17 protein-coding genes and 1 other annotated feature are annotated in these 23,097 nt (G+C 41.5%); of the genes, 9 read left to right on the top strand and 8 right to left on the bottom strand.

What is annotated here, in order from left to right; all coding sequences use genetic code 11:
- Nucleotides 1-68 precede the first annotated feature (68 nt).
- The gene (locus tag NCCP133_RS03325) at nucleotides 69-2,927 is read right to left on the bottom strand and encodes a transglycosylase domain-containing protein (RefSeq protein WP_264803531.1); all 2,859 of its coding nucleotides are present in this window, start codon (nucleotides 2,925-2,927) and stop codon (nucleotides 69-71) included.
- Nucleotides 2,928-3,357: 430 nt separating this feature from the next.
- Nucleotides 3,358-3,583 (top strand) — a binding site (T-box leader).
- Nucleotides 3,584-3,668: 85 nt separating this feature from the next.
- Here NCCP133_RS03325 and tyrS point away from each other — a divergent pair.
- A complete protein-coding gene (tyrS, locus tag NCCP133_RS03320; RefSeq protein WP_264803530.1) occupies nucleotides 3,669-4,928 on the top strand; it encodes a tyrosine--tRNA ligase in 1,260 nt (419 codons plus the stop codon).
- A 335-nt stretch (nucleotides 4,929-5,263) separates the two neighbouring features.
- On the opposite strand, the gene rpsD is transcribed toward tyrS, so the two are convergent.
- Complete coding sequence (rpsD, locus tag NCCP133_RS03315; RefSeq protein WP_264803529.1) at nucleotides 5,264-5,866, bottom strand: 30S ribosomal protein S4; 603 nt, start codon at nucleotides 5,864-5,866, stop codon at nucleotides 5,264-5,266.
- 668 nt (nucleotides 5,867-6,534) lie between these two features.
- Between rpsD and NCCP133_RS03310 the strand changes: the two genes are divergently transcribed.
- Together NCCP133_RS03310 and megL are read left to right on the top strand one after the other, a co-directional pair.
- On the top strand, nucleotides 6,535-8,415 hold the full coding sequence (locus NCCP133_RS03310) for a sensor domain-containing diguanylate cyclase (protein WP_264803528.1): 1,881 nt from the start codon (nucleotides 6,535-6,537) through the stop codon (nucleotides 8,413-8,415).
- A 404-nt stretch (nucleotides 8,416-8,819) separates the two neighbouring features.
- Nucleotides 8,820-10,007: a methionine gamma-lyase gene (megL, locus tag NCCP133_RS03305; RefSeq protein WP_264803527.1), complete on the top strand. Its 1,188-nt coding sequence runs from the start codon at nucleotides 8,820-8,822 to the stop codon at nucleotides 10,005-10,007.
- Between the two features lie 487 nt (nucleotides 10,008-10,494).
- Here the strand turns inward: megL and NCCP133_RS03300 are convergent, their stop codons facing one another.
- Nucleotides 10,495-10,974, bottom strand: coding sequence for a GAF domain-containing protein (locus NCCP133_RS03300; RefSeq protein ID WP_309298031.1), 480 nt, complete (start codon nucleotides 10,972-10,974; stop codon nucleotides 10,495-10,497).
- 176 nt (nucleotides 10,975-11,150) lie between these two features.
- Between NCCP133_RS03300 and refZ the strand changes: the two genes are divergently transcribed.
- On the top strand, nucleotides 11,151-11,783 hold the full coding sequence (refZ, locus tag NCCP133_RS03295; RefSeq protein ID WP_264803526.1) for a forespore capture DNA-binding protein RefZ: 633 nt from the start codon (nucleotides 11,151-11,153) through the stop codon (nucleotides 11,781-11,783).
- A 16-nt stretch (nucleotides 11,784-11,799) separates the two neighbouring features.
- On the opposite strand, the gene hisJ is transcribed toward refZ, so the two are convergent.
- Nucleotides 11,800-12,597, bottom strand: coding sequence for a histidinol-phosphatase HisJ (gene hisJ / locus NCCP133_RS03290; protein WP_264803525.1), 798 nt, complete (start codon nucleotides 12,595-12,597; stop codon nucleotides 11,800-11,802).
- 462 nt (nucleotides 12,598-13,059) lie between these two features.
- Between hisJ and ezrA the strand changes: the two genes are divergently transcribed.
- A complete protein-coding gene (ezrA, locus tag NCCP133_RS03285) occupies nucleotides 13,060-14,745 on the top strand; it encodes a septation ring formation regulator EzrA (RefSeq protein ID WP_264803524.1) in 1,686 nt (561 codons plus the stop codon).
- A 398-nt stretch (nucleotides 14,746-15,143) separates the two neighbouring features.
- Here ezrA and NCCP133_RS03280 read toward each other — a convergent pair whose 3' ends face one another.
- The 4 genes from NCCP133_RS03280 to brnQ all read right to left on the bottom strand — a co-directional run bounded on the left by NCCP133_RS03280 (nucleotide 15,144) and on the right by brnQ (nucleotide 17,949).
- Entirely contained in the window at nucleotides 15,144-15,365 is a 222-nt protein-coding gene (locus NCCP133_RS03280) for a hypothetical protein (RefSeq protein WP_264803523.1), read from the bottom strand.
- Nucleotides 15,362-15,628 (bottom strand): transposase, encoded by a 267-nt coding sequence (locus NCCP133_RS03275; protein ID WP_264803522.1) that lies wholly within the window; start codon nucleotides 15,626-15,628, stop codon nucleotides 15,362-15,364. The genes NCCP133_RS03280 and NCCP133_RS03275 overlap by 4 nt, the downstream gene beginning before the upstream one ends.
- Before the next feature lie 90 nt (nucleotides 15,629-15,718).
- Entirely contained in the window at nucleotides 15,719-16,309 is a 591-nt protein-coding gene (locus NCCP133_RS03270; protein ID WP_264803521.1) for an IS110 family transposase, read from the bottom strand.
- A gap of 296 nt (nucleotides 16,310-16,605) precedes the next feature.
- Nucleotides 16,606-17,949 carry a branched-chain amino acid transport system II carrier protein gene (gene brnQ, locus NCCP133_RS03265; protein ID WP_264803520.1) on the bottom strand — a complete coding sequence of 448 codons (1,344 nt, stop codon included), beginning with the start codon at nucleotides 17,947-17,949 and terminating at the stop codon, nucleotides 16,606-16,608.
- 335 nt (nucleotides 17,950-18,284) lie between these two features.
- Here brnQ and NCCP133_RS03260 point away from each other — a divergent pair, with 335 nt between their 5' ends.
- The 4 genes from NCCP133_RS03260 to mbcS all read left to right on the top strand — a co-directional run bounded on the left by NCCP133_RS03260 (nucleotide 18,285) and on the right by mbcS (nucleotide 22,785).
- On the top strand, nucleotides 18,285-19,427 hold the full coding sequence (locus NCCP133_RS03260; protein WP_264803519.1) for a cysteine desulfurase family protein: 1,143 nt from the start codon (nucleotides 18,285-18,287) through the stop codon (nucleotides 19,425-19,427).
- Between the two features lie 2 nt (nucleotides 19,428-19,429).
- Nucleotides 19,430-20,635: a tRNA uracil 4-sulfurtransferase ThiI gene (gene thiI, locus NCCP133_RS03255; protein ID WP_264803653.1), complete on the top strand. Its 1,206-nt coding sequence runs from the start codon at nucleotides 19,430-19,432 to the stop codon at nucleotides 20,633-20,635.
- A gap of 185 nt (nucleotides 20,636-20,820) precedes the next feature.
- Nucleotides 20,821-21,024, top strand: coding sequence for an alpha/beta-type small acid-soluble spore protein (locus NCCP133_RS03250; protein ID WP_159863440.1), 204 nt, complete (start codon nucleotides 20,821-20,823; stop codon nucleotides 21,022-21,024).
- A 174-nt stretch (nucleotides 21,025-21,198) separates the two neighbouring features.
- Nucleotides 21,199-22,785, top strand: coding sequence for an acyl-CoA synthetase MbcS (mbcS, locus tag NCCP133_RS03245; RefSeq protein ID WP_264803518.1), 1,587 nt, complete (start codon nucleotides 21,199-21,201; stop codon nucleotides 22,783-22,785).
- The last annotated feature ends 312 nt before the right edge of the window (nucleotides 22,786-23,097 follow it).

The raw sequence follows: 23,097 nt of genomic DNA, 5'->3' as shown, positions 1-23,097 counted from the left end.
AGAATAGAAAAAGCTGAATTCCAAAAACGATTGTGTTTAGAAATTCAGCTTTCTCTTATAGCGATATATTAGTTTGTGCTGCCTTCTTCTTCTCCGGCACCAGGTTCTTCCGGCTTTTCAGAAACCGGTTTTTCCTCAGCTGGAGGATCTGCAGGTTTTTCTTCTTTAGGCTTTTCCTCTTTAGGCTTTTCTTCTTCCGGCTTTTTGCCGATCTCCACCACGTTGGAAGGGGTGGACTCTTTGCCTGCAATATCAACCGCAGTTACATGTATAGAGCCATTGCCGGCCTTAAAGGTAAGGGAAGAGCCGGCTTTTATTGTAGCAACTTTTTTACCTCCGATGTATACTCGATAGCCAATGACATCTTTTTCAGGGTGGGAACCCCAAATAATTGTCTCGCCTGAAGCTTTGATTGCCAGCGCTGCAGGAGCTTTGCCATTATCCTCGAGTTTATTGCCGGTAGTCAAAATGCTTCTCCAGCGTTCTTTATTAGGAATCAGGTCGCTTGGATTTGCTTTAATTCCAAATAACTTTTCAATATACGCTGGATTTAATACCAATCCAGATTCTGTAAACTCTTCAGGGGTTGAGTCAAGAGCCATATATTTTTTGTCGCCGACTCTCACAAGTTTTCCATTGCCAAGACTGTCATCAACTTTTGTTGGAACAAACTTTGCATTGAATAAGTCTGTCTCGACTAGGCCAGCTTTAGAACATGCCTCTGAAGGCAGAAGGCCGGAAATGGCACAGAAAGAACGTCTTACTATGCCGCCTGGCATTTTAAAGCTTTCGCTTGGATCGACAAGATCAGGGGCAACATCATATGCTGCGTTCATTAGGTCAGCCCACAGATAATTATTTCGCAAGCTGTAGCTTAATGGGCCGGGAGCTTTCAATGATTTAGGAGTATCATAGCCTGACCAGATGCCAAAAGTGACATTTGGGTTGGTTGCTACAAACCAGGCATCGTGGAAATCCACCCCAGTTCCCGTTTTCCCTGCCCAGTCTGAGCCGAATTTTAATCTGCTCTTGATGGAAGTAGCTGTTCCGCTGTTAATAACGTCTCTCATCATATCGATGGTTAAATAGGATGTCTGCGGGCTAAATACATCAACCGGCTCGATTTCGTGCTGAAAAATCGCTTTGCCGTCTTTGTCAATGATTTTGTCAATCATATATGCATCGATAAATTTACCGCCGTTGGCAAATGTGCTGAATGCATTTGTATTTTCTTCAACAGTTACACCGTACTCAAGTGAACCGATAGCTGTAGCTAAGTTTGTGTAATCCGGACCAATTAATGACGTGAATCCCATCTTCTCCAGATAAGCTGCAGGACGCTGTCCGACTATATCCTTGTACAGCTTAACAGCGGGAACATTATAGGAATACTTTAAAGCCTGCCTGGCTGAAACCAATCCGCTATAAGTCCTGGTATAGTTATTTGGCCAAGGGCGGTTTAATCCAGGAGCTAGGTATAACGGCACATCGGGTAAAATTGTTCCTGGTGCTGCCTTGCCAAGTTCCATTGCCGGTGCATAAACCAGGATCGGCTTCATGGTTGAACCATTTTGCCTTACAGCGTTTGTGGCATGGTTCAATTGCTCGCGCTTATGGTCACGTCCGCCGACAAAGCTGATGATTTTACCAGTCTTATTTTCGATTAAAATAGCGCCAACTTCAACTGGCTCCATGACTTGCTTGTTCTCGCCAGTATCGGCGTCCTTAATAGTCTCTGGTTTATCCGGTCCATAGTAAGGGTAGTTATCCTTTACCTGCTGCATTTTGTCATAGATGTCTTTATTAATCGTTGTATGGATTTGATATCCATTTTGGCGGATCGTCCTGTCTGCCAGATTTTTATATTCCTCACGGAGTTCATCATCTTCTTTTAAGTCCTGCTCTTCATACCCATCATTTTTAGCGAGAATTTTAGTCATGATGTTTACGGCACGCTCTTCAATTTCAAATGTTAAGTACGGATACTTTTCTAAAGGGCTTTCAGAAGGCGTAGTGAAATCCTTTGTAAGATCATACACCAGTGCTTCCTCATATTGTTTTTGATCAATCTTTCCGTCGTCATACATTCTTTTTAGAACTGTCCTCATTCTTGAAAATCCGGGCTCAAGATTTTCCTTAATAGTCCCTTCTCTTGTAAAAGGAGTATAGCCGAATGGGCTCTGAGGAAGTCCCGCTATGAAAGCTGCCTGCGGCAATGTCAATTCCTTTGCGCTTACGCCAAAAATCCCTTTGGCAGCTGCTTCAACACCGGCGATATTCCGGCCGGATGCATTTCTTCCAAAGGTAGACACATTCAGGTATGCTTCCAGAATTTCCTTTTTATCAAAGAACTTCTCAAGGCGCAAAGCCAGCAGGATCTCTTTTGCTTTTCGCTCAAATGAAACTTCATTCGTTAAGATTTGGTTCTTTATCAGCTGCTGTGTCAGTGTACTTCCCCCGGATTGTACAGATGAATTTGTTACTTCCTGGAACAGGGCACGCATAATCGCTTTTGGCACCACTCCATCATGTTCGTAGAAATATTCATCTTCCGTAGCGACCACTGCGTTAATTAAGTGGTCAGAAACATCATCGAGCTTAACTTCCTCACGTTCAAGGTCGGTCCGAAGCTTGCCCAAATAAACATTATCGGCAAAATAAATTTCCGATGTTTCTTCATAGTCGTAAATATCCTTTTTCATGCTTGCATAAGAGCGTATTGGTTCATCTTTTACAAGGGAGGCAAAATAACCAGCTCCCAGTCCTCCAGCGAATGCACCCCCAATGACGGCTAAAACGATAAACAGCAAAGCTAGATTCCAGACAACCTGGTAAGTGATGCTGGCCCCTTTTGCTGCTTTTTTATTTCTGAAAAGGCCTGGAGTTTGCCTCAATTTATCAATAAATATTTGAAACTTTTCTTTCATCGTATCAGTCCCCCTAAAATCACATCTATTATAGCATAAAGTGAAACTTCCAACAGCGTGTTTTCCGCTGTTGGTTGGTCACGTTCTAATGCCAGTAAGATTTTCATTTGCACTTCAATCTAACTGGCACTACTAGCCTGATTGGTTCAACTATACCTTTGAAAAAGCAAAGGTCAGTTTCACAATATCTCACCAATCGGGCTTTTACGGGCAGTTAGTTCGGAAATAACTCATTGAGTATATACTAGAAAACCAATTTTCTAAAGTTACTGACCGTTAACCTGCGATAATGCGACATACTAATTGACAAGGTTCGCCATTTATCTGAAATTTCCTTTTTTGCACAGATATTTGACATACTGCTAATTTTTATGATAAAAATGTTTTAACTAGCCATAGACGTAAGAAACATGAGTTCTGTTTTAAAAATACTTAGGCAATGATGGGAACCCAGTAATGCTTCTATCCCTGTTTCAGAAAGCCGGCGGATGCTGCGAGCCGGTACAAATAGAAGGATGAATTACCTCCCTGAGCTTTCACTGTCAACCTGCAGAGCAGGCTAGCAGTGAACGGTTTATCCGTTATCTTGAAAGAGTGGAGGGCAATTTGTCCCTCAATTTGGGTGGTACCGCGCAATGTGATTATGCGTCCCTGCAGATGTGCAGGGGCGCTTTTTGTACGCTTGGACCTGTCCTATGATATGCCTGAGAAAATTGCTGTTTCATTTAGGAGGAAATTAAAATGAGCTTACTTGAAGATTTACAATGGAGAGGAATCGTTTATCAGCAGACAGATGAAGAGGGGATCAAAGATGCCCTTAAAAAAGAAAAAATCTCTCTATACTGCGGTGTGGACCCAACTGCAGACAGTATGCATATCGGGCATCTGCTGCCATTTTTAACCTTAAGGCGTTTTCAAAAAGAAGGACATCGTCCAATTGTTCTTGTTGGCGGAGCTACTGGCCTGATTGGGGACCCAAGCGGCAAGAGCGAGGAACGCAAGCTGCAAACTCTTGAGACTGTTCAGCTTAATGTAGACAGTATTCAAAATCAGCTTAAGAGAATCTTTGATTTTGATAGTGATAATGGAGCCATCATGGTAAATAACTATGATTGGGCAGGATCGATGGACATTGTTACTTTCCTCCGCGATTACGGAAAGCATGTGGGAGTCAATTACATGCTTGCGAAAGATACCATTTCATCTAGACTGGAAACCGGGATTTCTTTTACTGAATTCACCTACACCATCCTGCAGGCGATGGACTTCCTTCACTTATATGAGAATCATAACTGCAAGATGCAAATTGGCGGCAGCGACCAATGGGGCAATATTACAACCGGGCTTGAGCTGATCCGTAAAATGGCGCCGGAAGGCTCGAAAGCGTTTGGTCTGACAATCCCGCTTGTTAAAAAAGCGGATGGAACCAAATTTGGAAAGACTGAAAGCGGAGCGATCTGGCTAGATCCGGAAAAGACGTCTCCATACGAGTTCTATCAATTCTGGATTAATACGGCTGATGCTGATGTTATTAAATACTTAAAATTCTTCACCTTCTTATCACGCGAAGAGATTGAAAAACTTGAAAAAGCTGTTCAGGAAGAGCCGCATCTTCGCAAAGCGCAAAAAACTCTTGCGGAAGAAATGACCCGATTGATCCATGGAGATAAAGCGTTGGAGCAAGCTATTAAAATTACGGATGCCCTATTCAGCGGAGATATTAAAAATCTTTCTGTTTCTGAGATTAAACAAGGCTTTAAGGATGTTCCAACTTATGAACATTCAGAAGGCGGCGATATCGGCATCGTTGATCTGCTGGTTACAGCAAAAATTTCACCGTCTAAACGTCAGGCCCGGGAGGATGTTACAAACGGCGCCGTTTCTGTTAATGGAGAACGCGTAACGGAGCTTGATTACACACTTTCAGATAAAGATAAGATTGAAGGCCAATTTACGGTTATTCGCCGTGGTAAGAAGAAATACTTCTTAATCAAGTACTAATATGAAAGCCCTCCTGCTGAATGAGGGCTTTTTTCCGACTTTGGGGGAATGTAAAGAGATTTATCAAAAATGAGTTAAAGATTCTGAACAGAAAGTTGATCCTGTTGGTTAACGAGAAAAATGAGAGCCGGAGGAAGATGGCAGTTAATCCAGCCTTTACGAAGAAAATGAGTGCAGAGAGAGGGGAGTGGTAGTTTATACAGATGATTAACAATGAAGTGAGGAAAGAGCTGGAAAAAAGGTAATTACTCAAAATCCTCTCTAAAATCTTCAAACTAAAACCCTTAAAACAAAACAAAAACTGCCGACATATATCGGCAGTTTTTAAGCAGCTATTAACGAGAGTAGAATTCAACGATTAGAGCTTCGTTGATTTCAGCTGGAAGTTCAGAACGTTCAGGCATACGAGTGAAAGTTCCTTCTAGCTTGTCTGCATCGAAAGATACGAAGTCAGGTACGAAGTTGTTAACTTCGATTGCTTCTTTAACGATGTCAAGGTTGCGAGATTTTTCGCGAAGTGTGATTGTTTGACCAGGAGCAACGCGGTATGATGGAATATCAACACGAGATCCATCAACCATGATGTGACCATGGTTAACTAGCTGGCGAGCTTGACGGCGAGTACGTGCAAGACCTAAACGGTATACAACGTTGTCAAGACGTGATTCTAAAAGAATCATGAAGTTTTCACCGTGCTTACCAGGCATATTGCCAGCTTTATCAAATAAGTTACGGAATTGGCGCTCAGTTACTCCGTACATATGACGAAGCTTTTGCTTTTCCTGCAATTGCAATCCGTATTCAGATATTTTTCTGCGTTGGTTTGGACCATGTTGTCCAGGAGCGTAAGGACGCTTTTCTAATTCTTTACCAGTACCGCTTAGAGAGATTCCAAGACGACGTGATAATTTCCAGCTTGGACCAGTATAACGAGCCATTTAAGACTCCTCCTTTTGTGTTTTTATTTTGTAAAATAAAAACAGTAACAGATGTGCACAACAATCATGTCCATTTTGTTTTCATGTACCTTCGCCCTAGCAGCAGAGGGTTACACAGTACCCCATCCCCAGAAATGCGTAAGGCGCCCGCTTATCGGTGACAAGCATAAGTCGAGCCGATGGCGCCTGAAGCTAGACAAAACTAACTTCAAAATCTGGTTGAGGAACAAAATGAGTACATCAAGGTGATCACATAGGCTGCAATATTTTACACAAGGAGTATTATATAATTTTTGCAGGATAAAAGTCAAGGTATTATTGCTTATAATATAGGCACTAATAGTTTTTATTTACTAAATCAATGAAGTTATATAGAAGAAATAATTTAGAAGCTATTTTAGTGTAAAATGATTCAATGCTTAAGAGAACATTGGTAAGATATGATATAATAAAGAAAAAATTGGAATACATTCAGTTGTGAATTATATAAATGAAACGGGAAATGAAAAGCGGCTTCGCTGCTGTAGATTATTCATACTGATAGTTGAAAATGCCGAATTGAAACGAAATAGCCACAAATTTACGGGGAAACATTACCCTGGTTCGCTATAATAATCTTATTGATTTCAAAATTCATGATCTGAAACAGTTGATAGGTGATGATGGAGATGGATACGCTCGAACGCCAAATCATTTTTAAATTGAAAAGCCGTTTTTTTGATATCATCGATACAGAGAATGGATTTTTCCATTATGAAAAACTGCTGGATGAAATGCTTTCGGCTATAAAAGCTCTGACCGGTGCAGCAGAGGTCATTTTATATGGCTGCAATGAATGGAAACAGGAGTTTTTTATTGAAGCTGCGACTAAATCCGATTTTCAATTAAGTACGCTGCCGCCTAGTATTTCCTGTACTGGACTTAAGGGGTGGATTAGGGAAAATCGGCAAATCCGAAGCAGGGCGGGAGAAACGCAGAGTGAGGAATTGATGCTTCCGCTAATCAAGGGGGAACAATTGCTTGGCTGTATGTTTCTTATAGGGGGTATGGATTCCTTTAACACCCTGCCGGAAAAGATTTTACAGGAGCTTAGCGGAGAGTGCGGGCAATTTTTAGAAAAAGCCCAGGGGCTGGCAAAGATTGTGTCGGAAGAAAAACGCTATAAGCAACTATACCGTGTGACTGAAAAGTTTCACTCTTCAATGGATATGGACATGGTACTTGGCGAGATTATTTATACCTTGCAGGAAGTATATCCTACTTTCACTTATTACCTTCTTTTATCACAGGATAATAAAAACCATGGAGATTTACCGATTAGGGATCTGGAGTATGACAGCGAAAATATCGCAGCCATGCAGGCATATGTGACAGGTGCTGTCCAATTCGAAGATTCTGTCCTAGAAAAGCGCTCGGTTCTCTATGCCCCATTAAAAGGAAAGCAGGGGGTTTATGGAGTGCTGCAGGTGATTGCACCTAATACCTTAATGTTCCCAAAAAATGAAGTGGAATTTATCACGCTGCTTGCCCGCACGGCGGGGAGCGCATTGGAAAATGCCCAACTGTATCAGCAATCGAAGCGATTGATTGCTGATCTGCAATTAATTAATGAAACATCCCACCGTCTGAATTCCAATTTGCGCCTGACAGAAATGATGATGTTTATGTCTGAGCAAATCTTGCAATCATTTGATGCGGAGGAAGCTGGTTTTATCCTATTGTCTGCTGATGGCTTACATACCAATATAATGAACGGAAGTACTGATTTCTTTCACACGAAGGATGCATCTCTTTATATTCGCTATATACAGAAGAAAATCATGAAGGAACGAGAATCTTTGTTTATTGGGGATTTCAGCCTGCAAAACCAGAAAAAGGTTTTCCGCTTTAAGTCCATAATGGCTGTACCAATGACTCAGTCTGGAGAATTGAAAGGTTTTGCGCTGGTTATGCATCGGTCTCCTTACCATTTTTCTTTTGAAACTTTTAAACTTCTCCAATCATTGATTCACCATTCAACTTTGGCTTTTACTAACTCAATGCTGAGGGAAGAACTGGAGAAGATGGTTGTCACCGATCATTTAACGAAGCTTTACTCGAGGAGTTATTTGGACGAGCGGATCCATTTATCAATGAATGAAGATATTGAAGGCTCTTTTATTCTGATAGATATTGATGACTTTAAAACGATTAATGACACATACGGGCATCAGGTAGGCGATGAGGTAATTATTCAGGTCGCTGATGTCATAAATGGAAATATTCGCGCCACTGATATAGGAGCAAGGTGGGGCGGTGAAGAACTGGCTGTTTATCTTCCCGGCGTGTCGCTGGCAGGAGGAAAGGTGATTGCTGAAAGGCTTGTGAATAGGGTGTTTGAATGCTCTAATCCTCAGGTGACTATTTCCTGCGGGGTATCCTATTGGAACAGAGGGCGGAAGGACACTTATCCGGCTTTATTCAAGAGGGCCGACAGAGCGTTATATTCTGCAAAGCAGTCAGGCAAAAATAAAGTTGTCCTTGAGTCAGGTGAAAATTTCTTTATTTAGGATACTGCCTTTTTGAAAGGCAGTTCTTTATTTTTAAAATATGAAAGTATAAAAATTTTGAACGTCGGTAACTTTTTAGCTCCCGGCGCCTACCCCCTCGAGGTCATAAGCCGATTCCTTCCAGAAGGAAATATACCTTCTTAGAGGAACCGTCTTTTGCCTGTCGTCCCTAGACAGTCGCTTCCACATTTCGGTTTGCCAAGTTGCGGCTCCTAGGGACTCGGGATCATGCAGACATTGCCACGGGCGTGGCGCTTTTAATCTGCGTTCCTTCATGGTCAAGGCACCTTGCGCTTTTCTTTGAACAAAATACTTTCAAAAAATAGACGTTTATCATATGCTGAAAAAAGAGGAAATTTTATTACAGAAAAATGAAAACGGTTACACCGAAAGGGAGAGTTTGTATGAAAAGGAAGCAACAATTGAAAATGGAGACACAGGTCATTCATGAAGGTTATGATTCAGAGAGATTTAAAGGAAGCCTGGCTCCGCCCATTTTTCAAACATCCACTTTTACATTTGAAACTTCACAGCAAGGGGAGAAGCGCTTTGCGGGTGAAGAGGAAGGATATATTTATTCGCGTCTTGGCAATCCAACTGTAAAAATTCTGGAAGAACGGATGGCGGCCCTTGAAAAGGGAGAGTCCGCCCTAGCCTTTGGGTCAGGAATGGCAGCGGTATCTGCTGTACTAATCGCGCTTACCAAAACAGGCGATCATATTTTATGTTCTCAGGGTGTGTATGGCTGCACATTTGGTTTGCTGGAGATGATGGATGAGAAATATAAAATTAGCCATGATTTTTCAGCTATGGAGACGAAAGAACAGCTGCTGGATCAAATAAAGCCTGAGACAGCCTGCATTTATGTTGAAACTCCGATAAATCCAACAATGAAATTGGCAGACTTGCAGATGGTAGCAGAAGTAGGTCGAGAGAAAGGGATCCCTGTAGTAGTTGATAATACATTCTGCTCCCCTTATTTGCAGAATCCAATTGATGCAGGCTGTGACATTGTCGTTCACAGTGCAACAAAATATATAAGCGGACATGGGGATGTTGTGGCTGGAATTGTTGTAGGTCCGAAAGAATTTTTGGATAAAGTTTCAATGACTACCCAAAAAGATATCGGAGGCATTATTTCTCCATTTGATGCGTGGCTTCTTCTGCGCGGACTAAAAACACTTGCTGTAAGGCTTGACCGCCATTGCGAGAATGCCGAAAAGCTGGCGGCTTGTTTATTGGAGCACCCAAAAGTCGAAAAGATCTATTACCCGGGAGACAGCAATAATCCCGATTATGAGATTGCTAAGAAACAAATGAGAAAAGCAGGCGGAATGATTTCGTTTACCTTAAAGGGAGATAAAGGAACCGCCCAGGCATTTATGAATGAGCTGAAAATCATCAAAATTGCAGTTAGCCTTGGAGATGCTGAGACGCTGATCCAGCACCCGGCAACAATGACCCATGCAGTGGTTCCTCAGGAATCACGAGAACAGATGGGGATTGATGATACACTGCTGAGGCTTTCTGTCGGGCTTGAATCTTGGGAAGATATCCGTGATGACCTATTTCAGGCCCTGGAAAAGATTTAATAAAAATAAAAAGGAGATGTCCTGTTAAGAGACATCTCCTTTTCTATTAAAGTTTTTTGACCATCGATAACTGTCTAGCGCAAGCAGCCTACCCACTCGAGGTCGCAAGTTTGTCTAGTTGCGGCTCCTAGAGCACTCGGGGTCATAAGCCAATTCCTTCCAGAAGGGAAAACACCTTCTTACAGGAACCGTCTTATGCCTGAGGTCCGCAGGACAAGGAAGGCTTCGTCAGCAAATCTTTTGGCACGAAGAAAAAAGCGTTAGCTTTTTTGAGGATAAACATCGCACGACCGAAAGCGGCAGCTTATGGGAGGATGCGGGTCATGCAGACGTTGCCACAGGACGTGGCGTTTTTAGTCTGCGTTCCTTGAATGGGCAAGTCACCTTCACATTTCGAGCAATCCTCCCAAAAAGGCAAAGAAAGCCTTTCCGTGAGGCTCGTCTTGTGCTTGTCGGGGGTGGTCAGGGCGCCCTGCGCTTTTCTTATTTATAGGTAAGATACCAGTACTTTGGAAAACTCATCTAAGTATTCATGGTCAAGTTTGTCAAAACGATTTTTTTCAGGTGAGTCGATATCCAAAACACCAAGCAGCTTTCCTTCTTTAATAAGGGGGATAACGATTTCAGATTGTGAAGCGGCATCGCAGGCAATATGTCCAGGGAACTGGTGGACATCTTCAACGCGGATGGTTTCCATCTGTTTGGCAGCAGTACCGCAGACACCTTTTCCAAGCGGAATCCTAACACAGGCCGGGAGACCCTGGAAAGGCCCAAGCACGAGCTCTCCGTCCTCCATCAAATAAAATCCTACCCAATTGGTACGGTCCAGGAATTGATTGAGCAGTGCCGATGCATTGCTAAGATTTGCAATTATGTTCCTTTCTCCTTCAAGCAATGCAATCAGCTGTTTGATCACTAATTTATATTTTTCTTCACGGGTTCCGTTGTAGGATTCGACATTAAACACCACTATTCACCTAGCTTTCTTAAAAATATGTAAATTTCCTGGCAAACGCGCAGGAAATAAGGAAGACATTGTCGAGAAGTTTATAAAGGATAAGACGATTTTAGCAAGAATGTTTAATTATAACAATCATTCCGCATATTTTGGTGGATTTTTTACGATGAAAGCGAGGCGGGAATATGAAGAAAAACGCTAAACAGTCAATTGTGGCAGCTGCTATATCTTTGTTTAATACGAAAGGTTTTTCAGGAACATCGATCCGCGATATCGCCGGAAAAGCAAATACCAATCCGGCAAATATAGCTTACTATTTTGATAATAAGCATGGATTGCTTGAGTACTGCTTCACCGCTTTTTTTGAAGGTTATATTAAGGAGATTGACAGGGGATTTACATTGCTGGATCAGGGAGCAGCAATCAGCTTGAAAAAAATAGCGGAGAATATTATGTCTTATCAGTTCGAAAATAGCCATTTGACAAGGCTTATTCTCCGCGAAGTTTCCATTGATTCACAAGTGGTCAGGGAAATTATGTCCACTTATCTGGCCAAAGAGAAATTTTACTTCAGCAAGGTTTTGGAAAGGGGCATGAAAACGAAGGAATTTCGACCTCATTCAAGCAATTATATGATTATCCAGCTAAAGGGGCTTTTGTCCATGCCATTTTTGAATACACATTATATGGCAGAGGTGCTGCATGTGTTCCCGCATGAAAAATACTTCGCTGAAAAATACACAAAGGAAATTTTTAATTGGATTGATGGTGTACTGTGCAATCATCATGCCGGGAAACCATTTGCCGCAATCCTATGACAATGTGTCATGCAGTCTATTTAAGATACTTCATAACTCTTGTGCCCTGCCCCATTTCCTTTGCCTGATGTGCGTCTGAGCCATAAATGAGTGTAATTCCCTTATTGCTTGCTTCTTCAGCTGCCCAGTCAGGAGGGTAAGGTTCTTTGCAAAGCGGCTTAGTAAACCCGGCACCATTATAGTCCAGCTCATATCCCTGTATTTGAATCTCACTCAATATTTGAATGATTTCATCCTTAAATTCCCTCTCAACGGGATATTTTTTTTGGAACTTTTTAACCAGGGTAATATGGCCGATTCGTTTGGGCTTGAAGGGTCCTAAATCAGAACGGATGGATAAAAGCAGTGTTCGGAAGTAATTTTCATAAACTCTTTCGATTGAGCCGTATTGCCTGACCATTTTCCCAAAAACATCCGGACTATAATCCAGACAATCGTATTGATAATCATGCTTTAAAAAGTGGACGGATAAGATGGAATCATCTAAAAATTTTCCTATTTTATTCAAAAACCTGCGAATCTCATTGTCGAACCCCTCAATAAAATCCACCTCAAGCCCTGCATTGATTTTGATTTTTCCTTTATAAGCTGATTTGACCCGAGAAATTTCATCAAAATATTGTTCGAGGTTTTCCTGTCTCATGGCACTGTCTGAAGCGGGAGCCGGGTCAGAAAAACCTTCCGGTAAGGGGGCGTGTTCAGTAAATGAAATTTCCTGGAAACCAAGTTCCAAAGCCCTTTCGACATAATCTTCCAAAGAGTCTTTTGTCCCGTGTGGACAATAGGATGAGTGGATATGGCCGTCTTTTAGCATTAAGGAGAATCACCTTTCTTTTCTAATTAGGAAGGAAATAGGCAATAATAAGCGAATTGTTTGTAATTATGAAACTCATATTGTTCAATAAAATGAGCGGTAAGTTTTTATTATTTCTTATTTGCTTTAGGAAAGCAGTTTTCTTAAATTGAAATAGTGTAATAAATTCATAAAAAAAAGAAATAAATAGTCAATAAATGTCGTTTACATGGTATCATAAAAACATTGAAAAAAACACTTGTTATGTGAAAGCGCCAAACCTATGAAACGCAGACTAAAAATGCCACGAATGTCTGCATACCCGCATTCTCGCAAAACCTGACGCCAGGTCTTGCGATGAGGATGCTGACATAGCTATCCTTGGGCAGTTGGACCCATTTAGAAGGATCACTTTACGGTCGAAATTTTAATTGAAACCTGAATATATACATATCGGCTCGGAACAGAACAGGGGGCTTTAACATGGAGTACATAATTGGAGGCATAGTCATCCTCATATGCCTATATCTGACGGGATATTTTTTGAAGAAAAAACATTACAAAGAGATTGACAGGCTTGAAACATGGAAAATGGATATTACCGATCGACCTGTTCTGGATGAAATGTCCAGGGTTAAAAAGCTGAATATGACAGGACAAACCGAGGAGCTTTTCGAACGCTGGAGAAATGAGTGGGATGAAATTGTCACTGTCCAGCTTCCTGATGTTGAAGAGTATTTGTTTGATGCAGAAGAGCATATTGACAAATACCGCTTCAAGAAAGCCCAGGAAGTTCAGCAGAAAATTGAAAAGCGCTTAAACGAAGTGGAAGAGAACATTAAAAAGCTTCTCAGTGAATTGAATGAGCTGGTTAGAAGTGAAGAAAAAAACAGGGCAGAAATTGAAGAACTAAAAGAAATGTACCGCGAATGCAAGAAATCATTGCTTGCCCATCGCCATACATTCGGTAAAGCTGAAACACTCTTAGAACAGCAGCTTGATGAGGCCATGGCAAAGTTTGAAGAATTTGATGGGAAAACAGAACAAGGAAATTATCTTGAAGCCCGTGAAACACTTCTTGCCATTAAGTTGCTGCTTGAAGATGCCCAAAACAAAATGGAAGCCATCCCGAACTTAATGGTAGAATGTCAATCTAAGATTCCCTCCCAACTTGAGGAATTAAAAGATGGCTATAAAGAAATGCTTGAACAGGGCTATATCCTGGACCACCTGCAAGTAGACAAAGAAATTGAGCGGCTTGAACAAGAAGTGGCTTCATATGCCGGTTCCGTTGACAAAGCAGAGACCGCAGAAGTTCAAAGAGGCGTAGATGAAATCAAAGACAAGATTGAACTCCTGTATGACCTTCTGGAAAAGGAAGTCCATGCAAGACACTATTTAAGCCAGCAGGATGAAGCAGCCAGAAGCATGCTTTACAATAATAAAGATATTAATAATAAGCTGAAGGCAGAAATGCAAGATGTCCGCCAAAGCTATCATGTTGAAGATAAGGACCTTGAGGTTCAGGTGCAATTAGAGAAGAATATCACCCAGCTCTTTAAAAAATTCGAGGTGCTGGAGCATAAGATCAATAACCAAGGTGCTCCCCATACTGTTTTGAGGGAAGAACTGGCTGAAGTTAAAGAACAGCTTGAAGAAATTTCGGATGAACAGGCAGCTTTTGCAGAAAAGCTCCAGGCATTAAGAAAAGATGAACTGTCGGCAAGAGAAAAAGTTAAAGAATTAAGCAAAAAAGTTGCTGAGACAATGAGGCTTGTTTCTAAAAACAATGTGCCTGGCGTTACCCAGGAGTATAAATACCTGATTCAGGATGCGAAAGAAAGCATAGGGAATGTGCTAACAAAGCTTGATGAGAGGCCATTGAATATCCCGGCTGTCCGGCAGTATCTAGAAGTAGCAGTTCTGACTGTTGAAAAGGCTGCTGATTCGACGCATGACATGATTGAAACGATTCTGCTGGCTGAAAAAGTAATCCAGTATGGAAACCGGTATAGAAGCAGATATCCATCTATTGATAAAGGTCTCAAAGATGCAGAATCTTCGTTTAGAAGCTATGATTATAAAACAGCCCTTGAGCAGGCGGCTGCCTCCATAGAGGAAGTAGAGCCGGGAGCCCTAATGAAAATCGAAGAGTTTATAAAGGAATAATATTAAAAACCAGATCCAATCGGATCTGGTTTTTATTTGCAGAAAAGAAGGTATAACTTTGAACTTAGATATTTCTCTAGCTCCAGCGCCTACTATCTCGAGGTCACAAGCATTTCGTTCAGAAAGGTAAAGAACACCTTTCCGTGAGGCTCGTCTTGTGCTTGAGGCCCCCAGGACGTGGCGCATTTAGTCTGCGTTCCTTCGTGGACAAGGCGCATTGCGCTTTTTGTATGAAAAACTATTTCGGATGGAAGGCATACTAAAGAAACCCTTCACTTTCTGATTTTTTTTGAAGGGGAGATATGTCGTTTTATAATTGATCACCAATAAAAGTATTTAAGCGATTTCCTGTGAATTTGCGATTGTATAACCTTTCCTTTTTAAGTATTCGATCATTTTTAATTCTTTAGTTTTTCTTTCTCTTTGAGGTAATCTGGTCCTAGTTCTTGATAGGGTTCACCTGTTTTTAAAATGTTGTAAGCGATTGTTAAAATTAAATGGGCGGAAGCAACGCGCCCTTTCATTTTTCCTTGACGTTTACTAATCCTTTTCCTATGGGACGAAATTCGCTTATTTTGTCTTGAAGTAGCCAGGACGCATTCGACAGCCATCGTTTTCAAGGCTTTATTTCCTTGTGTGGTTTTGTTTGTTTTTTTTTACCGGCGCTTTCGTTGTTTCCGGGACAAACACCAGCCCATGAAGCAAGATATTTGGAGGATTTAACTACAGACATATCAACCCCCATCTCGGCGATAAATGTGGCGGCTGCGTTCTTGTTTACACCTGGGATGGTGTCTAGCAATTCTACCTGTTTACGATATGGAGACAGAAGATTGTCAATTTGTTCTTCCAACTCTTCAATTGTTTTTTCTAGATAATTCATATGATCCCAGTGGTAACTCAACATATCACGATGGTGACGGCGCATCCGTCCATTGATGACACTTGCAATCTCTGCAATACTTGCTTTTGTTCACTTATCCACCAGTTCGTGTAGCTGTTTGGTTTCAATTTTTTCACCGTTGATAATTGCCTCAAGAATCTTACGTCCTGAAACACCTAAAATATTTGATAGAACCGAGGTTAGTTTGATGTTGGCATCCTGAAGAATTTTGTGAATGTGATTTCGCTCCGAGGTACGATGATGAATTAATTTTTTTCGATAGCGAGTCAGATCGCGTAAATCGCGAATATCCTCTGGTGGGACAAATGTGCTCTCAATAAGTCCGCATCGTAAAAGTTGCGCCAACCATTCGGCATCTTTCACATCGGTTTTGCGTCCTGGAACATTTTTTACGTGTCGTGCATTTGCAAGAACTAATCGGAAAGTGTCTTCGAGGATATTCCATACGGGTTTCCAGTAGACCCCGGTACTTTCCATAACCATATCGGTTACCTCACGTTCAGATAACCAATCACTTAATGCCAATAAATCCGTTGTCGTAGTTTCAAACGTTTCAATTGTTTTTTCTGGCTTTCTGTCTAATCGTCCAAATAATACACAAGCTACCATCGTTTCTTGGTGTACATCTAGGCCTGCACACCGTTCAATCATCGCTTCCATAGGAGAATCACCTCAAAAAATAAATTAACAATACAGGTGACAGTAGAAATGATGCAAAAATTTTGTATACGTACTATTCGTACAGTAAATGGTTCTTCAATACTGTCACAACCAGTTTCTTATACAGGGTATCTTCGCGGAAGACCTACCAAAAAAGCATTCAGCCTGGTTGTATTGTACGATCATTATGGACAGTGGTTTTGTGGGTTAGACTTCTTTTGGGGAAGGAGATGAATTTTTTTCATTGTAGATGGTGGCGGCTTTAAAGCCGCCATTGGGGTTTCTTATGTAAATTTTTATTCTTGTACAGGTATCGTTTTCTTAGATTCTCCCACTGCCAGTGCAATGAAGTAGCCAATTATGGCCCCAGTGATTGCCGGTGTTAGCCAGCCTATCCCCTGAGCGAAAAAAGGAAGGAACTGTAGAAAATCCACGATGGCAGAAACATTTATTCCGGCTGTATTTAATCCGTCTAAAAAGCTGATCAGACCTGTTGGAATTAAAGCGCCAATATACACAAATGAATATCCATTAAATGCATTATGCATAAAGGATAACAGAATCAGTACGATTGCCAGAGGATAGATCATGATTAATATTGGCAAGGAAATCTGAATTAATTGTGTTAATCCAATATTTGCAACTATCATGCTGAACAGAGAGAGGAAAATGACAATCGCTTTATAAGAAACTTTCGGCAGAAGCTTCGAGAAATACTGTGCACAAGCAGATACAAGACCGATTGAAGTTGTCAGGCATGCAACTGTAATGGCCAGTGCCAGTATCGCTGCTCCGGCAGAACCGAATAAGTATTTTGCAGATCCGGAAAGAATAGCGCCTCCATTCTCCATTTTCCCTAAAGTTTCAAGACTGGATGCGCCTATATAAGCAAGGGAAAGATAAACGACTGCCAGTCCTGAAGCAGCAATCAATCCGGCTGTAATGCATATTTTCATAAGTGATTGTTTGTTTGTAATGCCCATTCCCTTTATTGAACCAATAACGACAATCCCAAATACGAGGGCTGCGATCGTATCCATGGTCAAATATCCATCAATGAACCCTTTGAAAAATGGGCCGTCCGCATATGCTCCCTGCGGAGTGTTAAGATTGCCAAGCGGTGTAATCAGGCTTTTCGCCACAAGGACAGCAAGAATAAGCAGCAGTATGGGTGTGAAAATTTTGCCAATTCTATCCACTAATTTCGTTGGATTTAAAGAAAGCCAAGCTGTAATGCCAAAAAAGATAACGGTGTATAGCAGCAGAAAAACCCCACTGCTGGAAGCGGTTTCAGACAAGAACGGAATAACCCCTATTTCAAATGCTACAGTCCCCGTACGCGGGATTCCAAAAAACGGTCCTATGGCCAAATACATGATGACTGTAAAAATGATTCCATAGACGGGGTGAACACGGCTTGCAATTGTCTGCAAATCCCCGTTCTTAGCAATTGCAATAATTCCTAAGAGCGGCAAACCAACACCAGTAATTAAAAATCCAATAATAGCCGTCCATACGTTTGTTCCGGCTTCCTGTCCCAGGAATGGAGGAAAAATCATATTCCCGGCCCCAAAGAATAGAGAGAATAACATAAGCCCTACCGCCAGAATCTGCTTCGATGTTAGCGTTTTAGTATCCATATATATATATCCTCCTGAAGATGTTTCTATATCTTAATGTTTAGAACATTTTTCATATTAGCATAGGTAGTGAGAAAATTGTCGAATATAAATGAAGTCTTAATATTTTGTATTTTATGATAACATCTCCGTTTAAGGAAGGCTGATACTTATCAGCCTTCCACATTGAAAAAAAGTCCATTCATTTAATAAAAAAGTCTGAATTTGAATAATTTTATAAAGTGCATTTCTTGTATAAATTTCATTGTGAATTTTATATTAAAGTTTTCATTCCGATTGGGTTATGATATGATTTACAGTTGGCAAAAAGGTTTTCGGAACGGAAGGAGAAGACCATGATTTATTTTGATAACAGTGCAACAACAAAACCATATAAGGAAGTACTCGATTCTTATATAAAAGTATCTTCGGATTTCTTCGGCAATCCCTCCTCATTGCATGGCATTGGCGGTCAGGCAGAGAGGCTATTAATGCATGCGAGGGAGCAAATAGCCCAATTGCTAGATGTTCGGCATAGTGAGATTTATTTTACCTCAGGAGGAACCGAAAGCAATAATCTGGCTATAAAGGGCACGGCTTTAATGCACCGGAACAGAGGCCGCCATATTATTACAACCGCAATTGAACACGCTTCAGTCCGTGAAACCATGGAGCAGCTGCGGGAACTTGGCTTCCGCGTTACATTTGTCCAGCCGGACAGAAGAGGCATTGTTAGCGTTGAGGAAATTGAGAAGGCGATAACATCGGAAACTTTTTTAGTTTCCGTTATGCATGTAAATAATGAGATTGGTTCAATTCAGCCAATTAAAGAAATTGGGCAGCTCGTGAAAAAGCATTCAAAAATTATTTACCATGTTGATAATGTACAGGGTATTGGCAAGGTTCCTATGGATTTTTATGAAGCCAATATAGACCTTTGCACCCTTTCCGCCCATAAATTTCACGGCTTAAAGGGGAATGGGGTACTTTTCATTCGGGAAGGCGTTCGCCTGTCACCGCTGTTTTCCGGAGGCAATCAGGAATGGAAGCAGAGAAGCGGAACGGAAAACGTCGCCGGGATTGTGGCAATGGCAAAAGCGTTAAGAATTACGCTGAATAATAAGGAAAGATATTTGGATGAGCTCTTGTCTGTTAAAAACTATTTGATGGAGGAACTCGAAAAGATGGAGGGCATTGCTGTCCATACGCCTGACATTCATGCGGCTCCTCATATTATTAATTTCTCCGTAAAAGGGTTTAAAGCAGAGGTATTTGTCCACGCTCTTGAAGAGAAGGATATTTATGTGTCAACAACAAGTGCCTGCTCGTCCAAGAAGGCGGCTGCCAGCAGCACTCTGGTTGCGATGGGAGTGCCTGAAAAAGATGCAAAAAGTGCTGTAAGGATTAGCTTAACATATGAAAACACACGAGAAGAAGCCGCCGTTTTTATAGCAGCAGTAAAAGAGACTGTTAATCGGCTAAGAGAGGTTATGAAATAATGATAAATTATGATCGAATACTTATAAGATATGGAGAAATCTCAACGAAAGGAAGAAACCGCAACAAGTTTATAGATAAATTAAGGAAAAGTATATTAAGTGTGCTTCATGATTTTCCTGACATCAAAATTGAAGCATCCAGGGACCGCATGTATATCATTTTGAATGGCTCGGATGGGAAAGAAGTTTCTGAACGTCTTAAGAGTGTGTTTGGAATCCAATCTTTCAGCCCCGCTGTCAAAACCAATAAAAAAATGGAAGAGATGAAGGCTGCTGCGCTTGCCTTATTTCTAAAGGATTATGAAGAAGGAAAAACATTTAAGATTACAACAAAGAGAGCGGATAAGACCTTTCCTTTAAATACGGAGGAACTTAATCATGAATTTGGAGGGCATTTGCTTAAAAATGTACCAGGGTTAAAGGTGAATGTAAAAAAGCCGGATATTAATGTGCAAATCGAAATTCGGGGGGAAGCTGCCTATTTATCGTGTGAAACGATTCAAGGAGCGGGCGGCCTTCCGGCTGGATCTGGCGGAAAGGCGATGCTGATGCTCTCAGGAGGGATTGATAGTCCTGTCGCTGGGTATCTATCGATGAAAAGGGGGCTGGATGTGGAAGCTGTCCATTTCTTTAGCCCGCCTTTTACAAGTGAACGGGCAAAGCAGAAAGTCATAGATCTTACTGAAAAACTAGCGGGGATTACAGGGGCAGTTACACTTCATATTGTCCCGTTTACAGAAATCCAGCAGCTGATTCAGCAACAGGTTCCCCAAAATTATACCATGACAGCTACAAGGCGTCTCATGCTGCGGATTACGGATGAGATACGCAGAAAAAACGACGGGCTTGCCATCATTACTGGGGAAAGCCTTGGCCAGGTAGCCAGCCAGACGCTGGAAAGTATGTACGCAATTAATGACGTAACCAATACGCCAATCTTAAGGCCGTTAATCACTATGGATAAATCGGAAATCATTGAAATCGCCCAACGTATCGATACACATGACATTTCCATAAGGCCTTTTGAAGACTGCTGTACTGTATTTGTGCCAGCATCTCCAAAGACAAAGCCTAAACGGGATAAAGTCCGTCATTTTGAAAGCTTTGTTGATTTCGAACCACTTATTGCAAAAGCAGTTGAGGGTACTGAGAAAATGGTCACCAAGCCGCAATCCGGCAAGGAAGAGTCTTTCGAGGATTTATTTTAATTATACTGAAACAAGCATATAAGAAATCATTAAGGAAGATTCCCAATAGACCGCGGCGACAGAGCTATTGAAGCAGAAATTAGTGCAACGTTACAAAACTTGCAAAAATGAAACAATTACCAGTAAAAACTTGAATATGGCCATGTGATTCTACACATTCTATACTCACAAGGAGGTGAAATCACATGGCAAACAACAACAGCTCAAACCAACTTCTAGTTCCTGGAGTACAGCAAGCTCTAGACCAAATGAAGTATGAAATCGCTACTGAATTCGGTGTAAACCTTGGTGCAGAAACTACTTCTCGCGCTAACGGTTCAGTAGGAGGAGAAATCACTAAGCGTTTAGTTCAGATGGCTGAACAGCAATTAGGCGGTTTCCAAAAATAATTTAATAATATGGCTACAAGGAGCAGGAATTCTTCCTGCTCCTTATTTGTGTGCAAAAATTATTTTTCAAAAAATAAATAATTTAAAATTTTGTAATAATTTAGTATAATAATTTTGATAGAACATCATCTTGATTCAGGCATCAGTATAATGACATTTTTAGGAGGAAATCCAATGAAACGGGAAGATTTAATTGCACCGGAGAAATACAATCTCGTATCAGAAATGGAGCGGTATGCGAGAGAAAAGGACAAACTTGCCATCAAATGGGAAAATGAGGAGGGACAGAAAAAAGAGGTAACATACAGTGAACTGATCCGTAATGCGAATAAAATTGGAAACGTTTTCTTAGAAAACGGTTTGCAAAAGGGAGATGTTATTCTTATTATCGTTCCTAGGCTGATTGAATCCTATCAAGTCTACATTGCTGCATTAAAGGCCGGAATTGTCGTCATTCCAAGTTCAGAGATGCTGCGCACGAAAGACCTTCAATACCGAATTAAACATGGGGATGTAAAAGGTATTGTAAGTTATTATCCATATGTTGAACAATTTAAAGATATTCAGGAAGCAGCAGGCGTGCCAAAGTTTGTGGTTGGCGGGCAGGCGGAAGGCTGGATTCAGCTGGACGAAGCAATGAAAAAAGCTTCTGATGAATTGCCATTGGCTGATACGGCAAAGGATGATATGGCGTTTCTATCTTATACATCTGGAACAACTGGAAACCCTAAGGGGGTTGTACATACACATGGCTGGGCATTCGCTCACCTGAAAACAGCTGCCCCAAACTGGCTGTGCATTAATGAAGGAGATACAGTTTGGGCAACTGCAGGCCCGGGATGGCAAAAGTGGATTTGGAGCCCATTCCTTTCCGTTCTTGGTTCAGGAGCTACGGGTCTTGTTTATAATGGAAAGTTTGAGCCGAAGAAATACTTGCAGCTTTTAGAAGATTACAAGGTTAATGTCCTTTGCTGCACTCCTACAGAATACAGGCTCATGGCGAAGGTGGAGAATATTCATGAATATAAGCTGCGGGAGCTTGATAGTGCTGTGTCAGCTGGTGAACCGCTAAATCGCGAAGTAATAGATACATTTAAAAAGCACTTTAATGTGAATGTGCGTGATGGCTATGGCCAAACGGAAAACACCCTGTTGGTCGGCATCACGAAAGATATGGAGCTCAAAGCAGGCTCTATGGGTAAACCGACTCCAGGCAACAGGGTTGAAATTATCAATGAAGACGGAGAAATTTGCGAGGTGGGCGAAGTTGGCGATATTGCCGTTCATGTTGAAACTCCTGCGTTATTTAAGAACTACTATAAGGACCCTGAAAGAACGGCAATGCAATTCCGCGGTGATTTCTATATTACGGGCGATAAAGCCAAAAAAGATGAAGATGGCTATTTTTGGTTTGAAGGACGCAGCGATGATATCATCATCAGTTCCGGCTATACGATTGGGCCATTTGAAGTTGAAGACGCCCTTGTAAAGCACCCTTATGTAGCTGAATGTGCTGTTGTCGGAAGCCCGGATGAGGTTCGCGGAAGTATTGTCAAAGCTTTTGTTATATTAAGGGAAGGTGTTGACCAGAGCGATCCAAACCTCGTTTTTGACCTGCAGGAGCATGTGAAAAAACTTACAGCACCCTATAAATATCCGCGCAAAATTGAATTTCTATCTGAGCTTCCAAAAACGACATCAGGTAAAATCATGCGTGTGGAATTAAGAAAGAAAGAAGCAACAGCTTCAGCTCAAAACTAAATTGCCATAAAGAATGCAGGCGGGAATTCCGCCTGTATTTTTGTTACTATATAGGAAAGTAAAATATTTTAACTTTGATAACTGTCTAGCTCCATGAGGAAAACTTCGTCAGCATAAGCATCGCACGTCTAAAAGCGTTAGCTTTTGGGAGGATGCGGGTCATGCAGACGTTGCCACAGGACGTGGCGCTTTTAGTCTGCGTTCCTTGAATGGGCAGTCGCCTCCACATTTCGGGCAAGCCGCCCAAAAAGGCAAAGGACGCCTTTCCGAGAGGCTCGTCTTGTGCTTGTCGGGGGTGGACAAGGCGCACTG

The sequence above is a fragment of the Cytobacillus sp. NCCP-133 genome, assembly GCF_026011715.1.
In the GTDB taxonomy this organism is placed as follows: domain Bacteria; phylum Bacillota; class Bacilli; order Bacillales; family Cytobacillaceae; genus Cytobacillus.
The sequence above is the reverse complement of the archived record's forward strand: the minus strand, read 5'-3'. Positions and strand labels throughout refer to the sequence as shown.

Excerpts from the sequence above, each read along its gene's own strand:
- rpsD (WP_264803529.1), bottom strand. The coding sequence starts at position 5,866 with ATGGCTCGTTATACTGGTCCAAGCTGGAAATTATCACGTCGTCTTGGA.
- NCCP133_RS03250 (WP_159863440.1), top strand. The coding sequence starts at position 20,821 with ATGGCAAACAACAACAGCTCAAACCAACTTCTAGTTCCTGGAGTACAG.
- ezrA (WP_264803524.1), top strand. The coding sequence starts at position 13,060 with ATGGAGTACATAATTGGAGGCATAGTCATCCTCATATGCCTATATCTG.
- NCCP133_RS03310 (WP_264803528.1), top strand. The coding sequence starts at position 6,535 with ATGGATACGCTCGAACGCCAAATCATTTTTAAATTGAAAAGCCGTTTT.
- brnQ (WP_264803520.1), bottom strand. The coding sequence starts at position 17,949 with ATGGATACTAAAACGCTAACATCGAAGCAGATTCTGGCGGTAGGGCTT.
- NCCP133_RS03260 (WP_264803519.1), top strand. The coding sequence starts at position 18,285 with ATGATTTATTTTGATAACAGTGCAACAACAAAACCATATAAGGAAGTA.
- megL (WP_264803527.1), top strand. The coding sequence starts at position 8,820 with ATGAAAAGGAAGCAACAATTGAAAATGGAGACACAGGTCATTCATGAA.
- NCCP133_RS03325 (WP_264803531.1), bottom strand. The coding sequence starts at position 2,927 with ATGAAAGAAAAGTTTCAAATATTTATTGATAAATTGAGGCAAACTCCA.
- tyrS (WP_264803530.1), top strand. The coding sequence starts at position 3,669 with ATGAGCTTACTTGAAGATTTACAATGGAGAGGAATCGTTTATCAGCAG.
- mbcS (WP_264803518.1), top strand. The coding sequence starts at position 21,199 with ATGAAACGGGAAGATTTAATTGCACCGGAGAAATACAATCTCGTATCA.
- NCCP133_RS03275 (WP_264803522.1), bottom strand. The coding sequence starts at position 15,628 with ATGAATTATCTAGAAAAAACAATTGAAGAGTTGGAAGAACAAATTGAC.
- hisJ (WP_264803525.1), bottom strand. The coding sequence starts at position 12,597 with ATGCTAAAAGACGGCCATATCCACTCATCCTATTGTCCACACGGGACA.
- NCCP133_RS03270 (WP_264803521.1), bottom strand. The coding sequence starts at position 16,309 with ATGGAAGCGATGATTGAACGGTGTGCAGGCCTAGATGTACACCAAGAA.
- refZ (WP_264803526.1), top strand. The coding sequence starts at position 11,151 with ATGAAGAAAAACGCTAAACAGTCAATTGTGGCAGCTGCTATATCTTTG.